The following is a 12,950-nucleotide window of genomic DNA, read 5'->3' as shown; positions in this document are numbered from 1 at the left end:
CCCGCCGGCTCACACCACGAAGCGCTTGCTCCACCAGGCAAAGCCGCAGGCAGCAGCGCCGCACAGGGCGATCACCAGCGCCATGGGCATGGCCGAGCCATCGTGCAGGAAAGCTACCAGCGCCGAAGCGCTGGCCGCCACGCTGAACTGCATGCTACCCAGCAGCCCGGAAGCGCTGCCGGCATGCCGGCCCTGCCCGGCCATGGCGCAAGCCGTGGCATTGGGCAACACGCAACCGAGGCTGGCGACGCAGATGAACAACGGAATCAGCAGCGGCCACAGCTGCGCCGGTTGCCACAGCGCCAACGCCAGCAGGCACAGGCCGCTGGTCAGGTACACCAGCACCATGCGCCGCAGCCACAGCGCCGGGCCGCCGCGCAGCACCAGACGCGCATTGACCTGCGCCATGATCACGAAGCCTGCCGCGTTGCTGCCGAACAGCCAGCCATAATGCTCGGCCGGCACGCCGTACAGCTCGATGAACACGAAGGGCGAGCCGGCGATATAGGCGAACATGCCGGCCATCGCCACACCGCCGGCCAGGCTGTAGCCCATGAACGGTGCATTGCCCAACAGCGCGCGGTACTGGCCGAAGGCGCCGCTCAGCGGCGCCGGTTGCAGATGCTGCGGACGGGTCTCCGGCAACCACAACAGCACGGCCAGCAGGCACAGGCCGGAGAAAATCGCCAGGCTATGGAAGATCCACGGCCAGCCCAGCGTGTTGAGCAGCAGCCCGCCCCCCAGAGGCGCGAGAATCGGCGCCAGGCCCATCACCAGCACCAGTTGCGAGAACACCTTGGCCGAAGCCAGTGGATCGCACAGGTCGCGCACCACCGCACGGGTGATCACCATCCCGGCGCAGCCGCCGAGGGCCTGGACGAAGCGTGCCGTCACCAGCCATTCCAGGTTCGGTGCCAGGGCACAAGCCAGCGATGCCACGGTGAACAACGCCACCCCGACCAACAGCGGCACGCGGCGACCGAAACGATCCGCCAACGGCCCGTAGAACAGCTGGCCAATGGCGATACCGACGAAATAGGCCGCCAGCGACAGTTGAATATGTTCGACGTCGGTGCCGAATTGCTGGGCCAGCGTGGGGAAACTTGGCAGGTAGAAATCGATGGCCAAGGGGCCAAAGGCGCACAGCGCGCCCAGGATCAGCAGGGTTCGCAGGTTCATGAATAATCCGCAAAATTGTTAGCCGGCTAATCATCTCACCGACCAGGCCGCAGATGAAAGCGCGGATCGCCGAACGACGGTTCGCGCTTATCAATGCGGCGGCTGTTCTTCCCTGGCCTTGCCGCGCTGGCTCACCCGCTGCGCCGCCGACTCCACCAGCAGGTAGAACATCGGGATGAGGAAGGTGGCCAACAGCGTGGCCGCGAGCATGCCGCCGATCACCCCGGTGCCGATGGAGTGGCGACTGGCCGAACCCGCACCGGAGCTGATGGCCAGCGGCACGCAACCGAGGATGAAGGCCAGCGAAGTCATCACGATGGGGCGGAAACGCAGCTTGGCCGCCTCCAGCGCCGAGTCGAAGATGCCCTTGCCTTCGGCGCGCAGCAGCACGGCGAACTCGACGATAAGGATGGCGTTCTTCGCCGCCAGACCGATCAGGGTGACCAGGCCGACCTGGAAGTACACGTCGTTCTGAATGCCGCGCAGCCACACTGCGAGAATCGCCCCGAACACCGCGAACGGCACGGCGGTGACCACCGCCAACGGCAGCGTCCAGCGCTCGTACTGCGCGGCAAGAATCAGGAAGACCAGAATCAGGCCGAAGACGAAGGCCTGGGTGCCCGAACCCTGAGTCGCCAGTTCCTGGTAGGCCGAGCCGATCCAGCCCAGGCTGTAGTCCTCACCCAGCACCTCATCGGCCACTTCCTGCATCGCCGCCAGTGCCTGCCCGGAGCTGTAACCCGGTGCCGGGCCACCGAGGACCTTGGCCGAGGGATAGACGTTGAAACGGTCATAGGAGTCCGGCCCGAGGATGCGCCGCACGCGCAACAGGGTCGACAGCGGCACCAGATCGCCACTGCTGGAGCGTACGTAGACCTGGCCAAGATCTTCCGGCTTGCGGCGGAACTCCGATTCCGACTGCAGGCTGACCTGCCAGGTACGTCCGTAAAGGGTGAAATCGTTGACGTAGTAACTGCCGAAGGTGGCCTGCATCGCGGTGAACACATCGCTGACGCTGACGCCCAGTGCCCGCGTCTTGGTCCGATCCAGATCGATGTAGTACTGCGGCACGTTGGCGCTGAAGGTACTCTGAATGCCGGCCAGCTCCGGTCGCTTGCTGGCGGCCTCGACGAAGGCTTGGACCTTCTCGCCGAGCTGCTCGACGCTGCCACCGGAACGATCCTGAATGAAGGACTCGAAGCCACCGGTGGTACTCATGCCGGTGATCGGCGGTGGGTTGAACGACAACACCAGGCCATCCTTCTGCGCGGCGCCCATACCCATGAACTCGCGCGTCAGATTGCGCGCATCGAGCTCGGGCGTGGTGCGCTCGCTCCAGTCCTTGAGCGGCACGAAGGACACCCCGGCGTTGCTGCGCACGCCGAAGGTGAGCACATCGAAACCGGCGAAGGTCACTACGTCTTCGACTGCCGGATGCTCCATCAGCTGCTGACTCACCGCCCCACTCAGCGCCTCGGTGCGATTGAGCGAGGCGGCCGGCGGCAGGTAATAGGCGTTGATCACATAGCCCTGATCCTCATCGGGCACCAGCGAGCCGGGCACCCGTGAGAACAGCAGCATGATCAGCGCGATCATGCCGCCGAACAGCAGCAGGCCGACCAGCGAACGCTTGAGGAAGAAACGCACCCCCGCGCCATAGCCCTCGGTGGCCCTGTCGAAGAAGCGGTTGAAGGCGCGAAATGGCGCAGCCGGTTCATGGTGGCCAGGTTTGAGCAACAAGGCGCAGAGTGCGGGCGAAAGCGTCAGGGCGACGATGCCGGAAATCACCACCGACACCGCGATGGTGATCGCGAACTGCTTGTACATCTGCCCCGCCAGGCCGCCGAGAAAACCCACCGGCACGAACACCGCGCAGAGCACCAGGACGATGGCGATGATCGGCCCAGTGACCTCCTCCATCGCCTTGATCGAGGCCTCGCGCGCATTCAGCCCCTGAGTGCGCATCACCCGCTCGACGTTCTCGATCACCACGATGGCATCGTCCACCACGATGCCGATGGCCAGCACCATGCCGAACAGGGTCAGCAGGTTGATGGAGAAACCCAGCATGTACATGCCGGCGAAAGTGCCAACCAGCGACACCGGAATGGCCAGCACCGGAATCAGCGTGGCGCGCCAGTTCTGCAGGAAGATGAACACCACCAGCACCACCAGCACCAGCGCCTCGAAGAAGGTGTGGATCACCTCTGTGATCGAGACCTGGACGAACTTGGTGGTGTCATAGGGGATCTTGTAGGCGATGCCCTCGGGGAAGCGCTTGGCCAAGCGCTGCATGGTGCGTTCGACCGCCTCGGCGGTGTCCAGGGCGTTGGCGCCGGGCTGCAGGTAGATGCCGAAAGCGGCGTTCTGCTGGCCATTGAGGGTGGTGACCAGCGAGTAGTCCTGCGCACCCAGCTCGACCCGCGCCACGTCCTTGAGCAGCAGGCTGGCACCGGTATCGTCGGTACGCAGGATGACGCTCTCGAACTCCTTCGGATCGGTGAATCGCCCTTGCGTGGTGACTGTGTATGTGAAGTCCTGCGGTTCCTTCAACGGTTGCTGGCCGAAACTGCCGGCGGCGAACTGCGAATTCTGCTCGCGAATGGCGTTGACCACATCGGTCGGTGTCAGGTTGTACTGCGCCAGCTTGTCCGGGCGCAGCCAGATGCGCATGGAATAGTCCTTGGAACCGAACTGGCTGGCATCGCCAACGCCCTTGAGGCGCTTGAGCTCGTCAATGACGTTGATCAGCGCGTAGTTGCTGATGAAGATCGGGTCGCGCGAATCATCCGGCGAATAGAGTGTGATCACCTGAAGAATGTCGGACGACTTCTTCTCCACCTTCACACCCTGGCGGCGCACTTCCTCGGGCAGCTTGGCCAATGCCGCCTGCACCTTGTTGTTGACGTTGATGGTGGCCTGGTCCGGGTCGGTGCCGACCGCGAAGTACACCGTAAGACTCATCGCCCCGCTGCTGGAGGAGTTGGACAGCTGGTAGATCATGTCCTCGACGCCGTTGATCGCCTGCTCCAGCGGCGCCGCCACGGTTTCAGCGATGACCTGCGAACTGGCGCCAGGGTAAGCGGCGCTCACCGACACCTGCGGCGGCAGGATTTCCGGGTACTGAGCAATGGGCAACGCGCGCATCGCAGCCAGGCCGGCGAGCACGATGACGATGGAGATGACGGTAGCGAACACCGGACGGTCGATGAAGAAGCGCGAGATCATGGTCGTTACTCCTGCGCCGGACTGGCTGGCGTGGCTGCCTTCGCCTCCTCGACCTGCACCGGGCTGTCCGGTCGTACCTTGGCCAGACCGTCAACTATCACCCGCTCACCATCGCTGACACCGGCCAGAATCACCCAGCGGCCGCCAGCCGTATCGCCCGTGGTGACCTGGCGCATGCGCGCGACGCTCTGCTCGTCCACCACATAGACGAAGGTGCCACGCGGCCCCTGAGCGACGGAGCGCTCCGGTACGGTGATGGCGTTGGGACGGGTCAAGCCCTTGACCTGCACGCGCACAAACTGCCCGGGCAGCAGCTTCTGCTCGGGGTTCGGCACCACGCCCCGGGCGCTGACGGTGCCGGTACCGCGGTCGATCAGGCTGTCGGTGAAATCCACTTCGCCCGCTGTCGGATAGGCCGAGCCATCACCGAAATACACCTCGACACTGAGTTTGCCGCTGCTCGGTGGCACCAGGCTGCCTTCGGACAGTTCACGGCGCAGGCGCTCGGCCTCGGCGTCCGGGTAGGCGAAGTTGACGAAGATCGGGTCGAGCTGGGTGATCTGCGTCAGCAGGCTGGCACTAGGGTCGCCGGCGACGATCAGGCTGCCTTCGGAGACGCTTTCCTTGCTGGTGATGCCGGTGATCGGCGCCTTGACCGTGGTGTAGTCGAGGTCGATCTGGCGCGACTGAACCTCGGCCTGGGCCGCCTCGATATTGGCCTTGCTCTGCTCGAAATTGGAGATGGCATTGTCCAGTTCGCTCTCGCTGGCGAAGCCCTTCTTCTGCAGTTCACGGATGCGTTTGAGGTCGCGATCGGTCTGGCGAAAACGCGCCTGTTCCTGCGCCAGCGCGCCCTTGGCACGGGCCAGGGCAGCCTCGTAAGGGCGTGGATCGATGCGAAACAGCACCTGATCCTTCTGCACCCGACTACCCTCCTGATAGGTGCGTTCCTGCAGGATGCCGCCGACCTGGGCCCGAACCTGCACCTCTCGGTAACCGGTGGTTCGCGCTGGATATTCCAGCACGATGGGCAGTTCGCCGGCCTTGATCTGCTCGACCGTCACCGCTGTTGGTGGCGCGTCGGCAGCCTCGATGCTCGCGGCCAGCAGGACCAGGCTGAAGGGCAGGCAGAAACCGACCAGACGAACGAAGGGCATGAGGCATTCCTCTCCTTGGCTAGACACGGGACAGAAGCAGGACAACCAAGCCCGCCACCAGCAGGCGGGGCAAAATCGGTAAACTCGGCACAATCTGAGCCTAGTTCCAATTAACCGGATCGCCATGCGTAGAACCAAAGAAGATGCGGAGAAAACCCGCTGCGCCATCCTCGCTGCTGCGGAACAGTTGTTCCTCGAGCGTGGGGTCGCCCATACCAGCCTCGAGCATATCGCCAGACATGCCGGGGTTACGCGCGGCGCGGTTTATTGGCACTTCCAGAACAAGGCGCACCTGTTCCACGAAATGCTCAATCAGGTACGCCTGCCGCTGGAGCCGCTGGCCCAGCAACTGGCGGCGGTCGATGGCCTGTCATCGCTGCAGCTGCTGCGCGATCTGTGCATAGAAGCCATGGCCAATCTGGTGCTCGACGAACAGCGCCGGCGCATCCTCACCGTGCTGCTGCGCCGCTGCGAGTTCACCGAGGAACTGCGCGAGGCCGAGGAGCGTCATGAGACCTTCGTCAATCAGTTCATCGACCTGTGCGAACAGCAGTTCGCCCTGTCGACCGTGCAGCCATACCTGCAGCCGGGCATCACCCCGCGCCTGGCCTCACGCACCTTGCATGCACTACTCGTCGGCCTGTTCAGTGACTGGCTGCGCGATCCCAATCTGTTCGATGCCCAGACCGATACCCCGGCGATGATCGACAGCTGCTTTCGCGGCCTGCTGCGGCAGTGGCCTTAGCAGGCCCGAGCTCTACGCGGGGGCAACCTCGTAACCCTCTTCACGAATGGTGGCCTGTATCTGCGCGGCATCCAGGTTGCCCTCCACTCGCACCAGGCCCGCGGCCAGATCGACTTCGACTCTGGCCGTCTGCTCCAGCGCCTGGATCGCCTGGGTGACAGCCCGCACGCAATGACCGCATGACATTCCGCTAACCTTGAATTGTTGCATTGCTGACTCCTTGAATCAGTGGTCGATGGGCGTAGTCTCGACCTTGCCACGATGGCAAGGTCAAGCCCTTGCTTCATGTCACCCGCGCCGTTTTCTGCATGAGGACCTTGCCATGCGCCTGCTCTGCCCCGCCCTTGCCCTGCTGCTGGTGCCTCTGGCTCAGGCAGAACCACTGGCACCGCTGCCCTCGACCAGCCAGGGAGAAGGCTACGCGGTGCTGATCGTCTCGCGCGAACGCCTGGAGGTGGCCACCACCTGTGAGGTGGCGCTGTATGTGCACGATCAGATGGCCGCCCGCCTGCATCAGGGCCAGTCGGTGTCCTTCAACCTGCCGCCTGGCCGCGTCTCACTGCGCCTTGGCCTGACCGGCACCGGTCCCTGTCAGGACGGTATCAACCAGCTCGCCGGTCAGTCGCTGGAACTGCAGGCCGGCGAGGTGCGCCGCTATCGCATCGCCATGGGCAGCGATGGCCTGCGACTGCATGCCGCGCCGATGCTGAACTGAAGACTTGACCTTGCCATGGGGGCAAGGTTGATCCTGTAGCCACGACGCTACAGGGAACCAAACCATGACCACCTTCGACCTACCCATCCAGGGCATGACCTGCGCCAGTTGCGCCGGTCGTGTCGAGCGCGCGCTGAACAAGCTGCCGCAGGTAAGCAGCGCCAGCGTCAACCTGGCCAACGAGCAGGCACGCGTCGAAGCCCCCGCAGCCAGTCTGCCCCTGCTGATCAGCGCCATCGAAGGAGCCGGTTACAGCGTGCCCAGCCAGCCGCTGGAGTTGGCCATCGAGGGCATGACCTGCGCCAGCTGCGTCGGTCGTATCGAACGCGCGCTGGGCAAACTGCCGGGTATCAGCCAGGTCGCCGTCAATCTCGCCGATGAGAAGGCGCGCCTGCAGGTATTCGCCGGTTTCGATCCGCAACAGGCGCTGAAGGCGGTGACCGCCGCCGGTTACAAGGCCAGCCTGCTGGACAACAGCCCGGCCGCGGATCGGGCACAACGCCGTTTACAGCGGGAACGCCTGACGCTGCTGGCCGCTATCACCCTGACTCTGCCGCTGGTGCTGCCGATGCTGGTCGAGCCCTTCGGCCTGCACTGGATGCTGCCGGCCTGGGTGCAATTCCTGCTCGCCACGCCGGTGCAATTCATTTTCGGCGCGCGTTTTTACCGCGCCGCCTGGCAGGCGCTGAAGGCCCGTGCCGGCAACATGGATCAACTGGTGGCCATCGGCACCAGCGCCGGTTACGGCCTGAGCCTGTACCAATGGGCCGTGACACCAGCCGGGCAGATGCCACACCTGTATTTCGAGGCCTCAGCGGTGATCATCAGCCTGATCCTGCTCGGCAAGTACCTGGAAAGCCGCGCCAAGCGCCAGACCGCCAGCGCCATCCGCGCGTTGCAGGCACTGCGCCCCGATCACGCAGTGCGCCTGGTGGAGGGTCGTGAAGAACGCGTCGGCATCGACGCGCTGGCACTGGGCGACCGGATTCTGGTCAAGCCCGGCGAACGCTTCCCGGTCGACGGCCAGGTGCTGGAAGGCAACAGCCATGCCGACGAAGCGCTGATCAGCGGTGAAAGCCTGCCGGTGGCCAAACAGCCAGGCGACAAGGTCACGGCTGGCGCCATCAACGGTGAAGGTCGCCTGCTGGTGGAAACCACTGCCCTCGGCGCCGAAACCGTGCTGTCACGAATCATCCGCCTGGTCGAAGACGCCCAGGCTGCCAAGGCGCCGATCCAGAAACTGGTGGACAAGGTCAGTCAGGTGTTCGTCCCGGCGGTGCTACTGGTCGCCCTGGCCACGCTGCTGGGCTGGCTGGCGTTCGGCGCATCACTGGAAAACGCCCTGCTCAACGCCGTCGCCGTACTTGTCATCGCCTGCCCCTGCGCGCTGGGCCTGGCCACGCCGACCGCGATCATGGCCGGCACTGGAGTCGCCGCGCGTCATGGCATCCTGATCAAGGACGCCGAAGCACTGGAAGTGGCGCACGCCGTGCGGCACATCGCCTTCGACAAGACCGGCACTCTCACCGAAGGCAAGCCGCGCATCGTCCATATCGGCCTGGGCGCAGCCGACGAGGACGAACTGCTGCGCCTGGCCGGCGGTCTGCAACAGGGCAGCGAGCACCCGCTGGCCAAGGCCGTGCTGCAGCGCTGCACCGAACAGCACATCACGCTGCCGGCGCTGAGCGACAGCCGCGCGCTGGCCGGGCGCGGTATCGCCGGCGAAATCGAGGGTCGCTCCCTGCAACTGGGTAGCAGCCGCCTGCTGGAGGAAAACCAATTGCAGGCCGACGCGCTGACTGCATCCGCGCACACCTGGGAAGCCGAAGGCCGCACGCTGTCCTGGCTGATCGAAACCGGCAGCACGCCACGCCTGCTTGGCCTGCTGGCGTTCGGTGATCAACTCAAGGACGGCGCCGCCGAAGCCATCGCCGAGCTGCGCGAGCAGGGCATCACCAGCCACCTGATCAGTGGCGATAACCAGGGCAGCGTTGCAACAGTGGCTGGCGTTCTGGGCATCGATAAGCCACACGCCCAGGTGCTACCAGCGGACAAGGCGCAGCTGATCGGTGAACTACGCCAGCACGGTACCGTGGCCATGGTCGGCGACGGCATCAACGACGCACCGGCGCTGGCCGCTGCGGATGTCGGCATCGCCATGGGCGGCGGCACCGATGCCGCCATGCACGCGGCCGGCATCACCCTGATGCGCGGTGACCCGCGTCTGGTACCGGCCGCGCTGGAGATCAGCCGGCGCACCTATGCCAAGATCCGCCAGAACCTGTTCTGGGCCTTCATCTACAACCTGATCGGCATCCCCCTGGCTGCCGCTGGCCTGCTCAACCCGATGTTCGCCGGCGCCGCCATGGCGCTGTCCAGCGTCAGTGTGGTGAGCAATGCGTTGCTGCTCAATCGCTGGAGACCGCGAGCATGAACATCGGCCAAGCCGCCAAGCACACCGGCCTCAGTGCCAAGATGATTCGCTACTACGAGTCCATCGACCTGCTGCCCCATGCTGGGCGGTCGGAGAGTGGTTACCGGCAGTACAACGCGGGTGATCTGCACCGCCTGGCCTTTATCAAGCGGGCGCGGGATCTGGGCTTTTCTTTGGAAGAAGTCGGCAAGCTGCTGGCGCTGTGGCAGGACAAGCAGCGCGCCAGTGCCGATGTGAAGGCGCTGGCCGAGGAGCATATCGCCATGCTTTCACGCAAGATCGCCGAGATGAGCGCCTTGCGAGATACGCTGGTGGATCTGGCGAACAGTTGCCAGGGCGACAACCGGCCAGACTGCCCGATCCTGAAGGGCATCGAGCAGGGCATAAGCTGTGGCGCACCAAGCTGCTCGCATGGGAGTGAGGGCGTTTCGTAGCCCGGATGCAATCCGGGGGAATGCGAGCGTCATTTTCGGGCGCAGCGAGGCCCACAAAGCCAGGTGCGCGCGGCGCACCCTACGGAGTGGAGCCCTCTCAGCGCATCCAGGGCGGTATCGGTTCGGCGTCCTTGGGTTCGTCTTCGGCGTTGAGCAGGGCCTGCTTTTTCGCTTCCTCGGCCAGAGCGGCCTTGATCTCGCGCATCACCGCGTCGATGTCGGCAGCGTCCTCGGGCTCAGCGAACTCGCCGGTCAACGCCGTATCGGGCAGCAGTTTGCCAGCCTCGTACAGCGCCCACATTTCCTTGGCGTACTTGGTGTACTTGAGCTCCGGGGCAAACTGGCCGAAGTACTCGGCCATGTTGCGTACGTCACGTTCGAGCATGCTGAAGGCATGGTTGTTGGCGGCGGCATCCACGGCTTGCGGCAGATCGATGATCACCGGGCCTTCGGGGCCGAGCAGCACATTGAACTCCGACAAGTCACCGTGCACCAGGCCGGCGCAGAGCATCTTGACGATCTCCTGGATCATGAAAGCGTGAAATTCACGCGCGTCATCCGGGTGCAGGTCGACGTCATTGAGCCGCGGCGCAACATCGCCCTCGCCATCACCCACCAGCTCCATCAGCAGCACGCCGTCGAGAAAGTCGTAGGGCTTGGGAACACGCACACCGGCATTGGCCAGGCGAAACAACGCAGCGACCTCGGCATTCTGCCAGGCCTGCTCCTGCTCCTTGCGCCCATACTTGCTGCCCTTGGCCATGGCCCTCGCCTGACGGCTGCCACGCACCTTGCGGCCTTCCTGATACTCGGAAGCCTGGCGAAAACTACGTTTATTGGCTTCCTTGTAGACCTTGGCACAGCGCAGCTCGTCGCCACACCTCACCACATAGACCGCTGCTTCCTTGCCACTCATCAGTGGTCGCAGCACCTCATCCACCAGGCCATCCTCGACCAGGGGTTCAATACGTTTGGGCGTCTTCATCGGTGTGGATCACGGGTCCTTTCTGACGGAGAAAATGATTATGGCGCCATCCTCGCATAGCCAGAGGCGTATGCCGACAATTGATCATCATGCACTGACCAGATGACGCCTGAGCGCCTCGATGGCATAGCGCACTTTGGCCGGTTGCGCATCGCGCCGTGGCGTGACGATATGCAGGCCGATAGGCTCGAGTTGCCAATCCGGCAGCAGCGGCAACAGTTCGCCGCGAGCCAGCAGTTCACGGACTTCCGGCTCCGGCTGCAGCGACACGCCCATACCCGCCAGGGTGAATTGACGCGCGGCCAGGATGTTGTTGCAGCTGATGCGTGTCTCCAGCCGCAGGCGCTGCTGCACTCCACCGGGGCCAAGCAAGGTCAGGTGCTGGCTGCGTTCCAGATGTAGGCCGATCCAGTCGAGCTTGAGCAATTGCGACGGTTCGATTGGCAAACCGACGCGTGCCAGGTAGGCCGGAGCGGCGCACAGGATCATCCGCCAATCGGTCACGTAACGGGCTACCAGGCTGGAGTCCTCCTGGCGGCCGACACGGATGGCGAGATCGATGCGCAACTCGATCAGGTCGATCTGTTCATCGTGAAAGAACAGGCTCAGGCTCAACCCCGGATGAGCACTGAGCAATGGCGCCAGCGCTTCGCTCAGCAGCGGTCCGGAAAACCCGACCGGGGCAGCGACACGCAACTCGCCTACCGGCGCATCACGCTGCTCTGCCAGGCGCTGCTCGGCTTGCTCGGCCAGTTCGACTATCTGTCGGCAGCTTTCATAGAACTGCGCACCCGCCTCGCTAAGGGTCAGCTTGCGGGTGGTGCGATGCAGCAGCGTGACGCCAGTAGCCTCCTCCAGTCGACGTATCTGCTGACTGACCGCCGAAGCCGTCATGCCCATGGCTTCGGCAGCCGCGACCATCGAGCCCTTCTGCACCACGGTGGCGAACAACGCCATGCGCTTTAGCTGCTCCATTATGAAGCCCCACTTAATTATCTATGTGCATCAGGCCACTTTTTCCGGGGTTTATCCAGCAGCGATCATGTGTTCATCGTCACTATTGGAGATTACCCCAATGAAAATCGCACTGATCGGTGCCACTGGTTATGTCGGCGCGCCGCTGCTGCAAGAAGCACTGAGTCGCGGTCATCAGGTCACCGCACTGGTACGCCAGCCAAAAAAGCTGAACGCACACCCGCAACTCACCGTCGTTGAGGCGGACGTTCACGACAGCGCAGCACTGACCCAGCAGTTGCACGGCCACGACGCGGTAATCAGCGCCTTCAACCCAGGCTGGGGCGTGGCGGAGATTCGCGAGCAGTTCATCGCCGGCAGCCGCTCGATCATCGCGGCGAGCAAGCAGGCAGGCGTCAAACGTCTGCTGGTGGTCGGTGGTGCCGGCAGTCTGTACGTCGCCCCCAACGTGCAATTGATCGATACACCGGACTTTCCGGCCGAGTACAAGGAAGGCGCCGAGGGTGCGCGCCAGACGCTGGAAATCCTGCGCGGCGAACAGGATCTGGAGTGGACCTTTCTCTCACCAGCCGCGCTGCTCGTACCAGGCCCACGTACCGGCAAGTTCCGCCTGGGCCGGGACGAGTTGCTGATGAACGGTAATGAGCCGGGCAGCATTTCGGTGGCCGACCTGGCCGTAGCACTGCTGGACGAAGTCGAGCAGCCGCAGCACATTCGCCAACGCTTTACCCTGGCGTACTGAACCACGCCGCGCTGTCGCAACACGGCAGCCACACGGAAATACACAGCCCAAGAGGATTTTGCATGACCCTATTCAGCAGCAGTGCCTTCGTCGCTACCGATACCCCGGCGCGCTATATCAGTCGTCTGTGCAAGCACTTCGCACACAAGATTCCAGTCAGCTTCGACGAGCACCAGGGCCGTATCGAGTTCGGCGCCGGTGTGGCGACCTTGAAGGCAGAGAACCAGGGCTTGCGCCTACAGGTGGAAAGCGCCAGCAGCGAAGACCTGCAACGCCTGGAGGGCGTGGTCGGCAGTCACTTCGAGCGCTTCGCCTGGCAGGAGGAGCTGACCCTGGACTGGCAGCCAATCTGACCC

Annotated in this window: 12 protein-coding genes; 6 read left to right on the top strand and 6 right to left on the bottom strand. The window is 64.0% G+C overall.

Annotated features, from left to right (window positions below; translation table 11 throughout):
• Positions 1-9: 9 nt before the first annotated feature.
• From JWV26_RS15100 to JWV26_RS15090, 3 genes are all read right to left on the bottom strand, one after another.
• Positions 10-1,179, bottom strand: a complete 1,170-nt coding sequence (locus JWV26_RS15100) for a multidrug effflux MFS transporter (protein ID WP_196446724.1) — start codon at positions 1,177-1,179, stop codon at positions 10-12.
• A 90-nt stretch (positions 1,180-1,269) separates the two neighbouring features.
• Positions 1,270-4,407, bottom strand: coding sequence for an efflux RND transporter permease subunit (locus JWV26_RS15095; RefSeq protein ID WP_196446723.1), 3,138 nt, complete (start codon positions 4,405-4,407; stop codon positions 1,270-1,272).
• 5 nt (positions 4,408-4,412) lie between these two features.
• A complete protein-coding gene (locus JWV26_RS15090; protein WP_074918420.1) occupies positions 4,413-5,564 on the bottom strand; it encodes an efflux RND transporter periplasmic adaptor subunit in 1,152 nt (383 codons plus the stop codon).
• A 124-nt stretch (positions 5,565-5,688) separates the two neighbouring features.
• Between JWV26_RS15090 and JWV26_RS15085 the strand changes: the two genes are divergently transcribed.
• Positions 5,689-6,309: a TetR family transcriptional regulator gene (locus JWV26_RS15085; RefSeq protein WP_072423103.1), complete on the top strand. Its 621-nt coding sequence runs from the start codon at positions 5,689-5,691 to the stop codon at positions 6,307-6,309.
• A 12-nt stretch (positions 6,310-6,321) separates the two neighbouring features.
• On the opposite strand, the gene JWV26_RS15080 is transcribed toward JWV26_RS15085, so the two are convergent.
• Positions 6,322-6,519: a heavy-metal-associated domain-containing protein gene (locus JWV26_RS15080; RefSeq protein ID WP_196446721.1), complete on the bottom strand. Its 198-nt coding sequence runs from the start codon at positions 6,517-6,519 to the stop codon at positions 6,322-6,324.
• A 112-nt stretch (positions 6,520-6,631) separates the two neighbouring features.
• Between JWV26_RS15080 and JWV26_RS15075 the strand changes: the two genes are divergently transcribed.
• The 3 genes from JWV26_RS15075 (at position 6,632) to cueR (ending at position 9,892) form a co-directional block, all read left to right on the top strand.
• On the top strand, positions 6,632-7,024 hold the full coding sequence (locus JWV26_RS15075) for a hypothetical protein (RefSeq protein ID WP_072423105.1): 393 nt from the start codon (positions 6,632-6,634) through the stop codon (positions 7,022-7,024).
• Between the two features lie 64 nt (positions 7,025-7,088).
• Positions 7,089-9,458: a heavy metal translocating P-type ATPase gene (locus tag JWV26_RS15070; RefSeq protein WP_206417230.1), complete on the top strand. Its 2,370-nt coding sequence runs from the start codon at positions 7,089-7,091 to the stop codon at positions 9,456-9,458.
• Positions 9,455-9,892 carry a Cu(I)-responsive transcriptional regulator gene (gene cueR, locus JWV26_RS15065; protein WP_206417229.1) on the top strand — a complete coding sequence of 146 codons (438 nt, stop codon included), beginning with the start codon at positions 9,455-9,457 and terminating at the stop codon, positions 9,890-9,892. Before JWV26_RS15070 ends, cueR begins: the two co-directional genes overlap by 4 nt.
• 97 nt (positions 9,893-9,989) lie before the next feature.
• Here cueR and JWV26_RS15060 read toward each other — a convergent pair whose 3' ends face one another.
• Both JWV26_RS15060 and JWV26_RS15055 read right to left on the bottom strand, forming a co-directional pair.
• On the bottom strand, positions 9,990-10,877 hold the full coding sequence (locus JWV26_RS15060) for a PA4780 family RIO1-like protein kinase (RefSeq protein ID WP_017678870.1): 888 nt from the start codon (positions 10,875-10,877) through the stop codon (positions 9,990-9,992).
• Between the two features lie 87 nt (positions 10,878-10,964).
• Positions 10,965-11,852, bottom strand: a complete 888-nt coding sequence (locus JWV26_RS15055) for a LysR family transcriptional regulator (RefSeq protein WP_206417228.1) — start codon at positions 11,850-11,852, stop codon at positions 10,965-10,967.
• A 100-nt stretch (positions 11,853-11,952) separates the two neighbouring features.
• On the opposite strand from JWV26_RS15055, the gene JWV26_RS15050 reads away from it, so the two are divergent.
• The gene (locus JWV26_RS15050; protein WP_206417227.1) at positions 11,953-12,594 is read left to right on the top strand and encodes an NAD(P)-dependent oxidoreductase; all 642 of its coding nucleotides are present in this window, start codon (positions 11,953-11,955) and stop codon (positions 12,592-12,594) included.
• Positions 12,595-12,656: 62 nt separating this feature from the next.
• Positions 12,657-12,947, top strand: coding sequence for a DUF2218 domain-containing protein (locus JWV26_RS15045; protein WP_074918395.1), 291 nt, complete (start codon positions 12,657-12,659; stop codon positions 12,945-12,947).
• Positions 12,948-12,950 lie beyond the last annotated feature (3 nt).

This window comes from Ectopseudomonas toyotomiensis (genome assembly GCF_017167985.1).
GTDB classification, from domain to species: domain Bacteria; phylum Pseudomonadota; class Gammaproteobacteria; order Pseudomonadales; family Pseudomonadaceae; genus Aquipseudomonas; species Aquipseudomonas toyotomiensis.
This window is presented reverse-complemented; position numbering and strand designations above follow the sequence as displayed.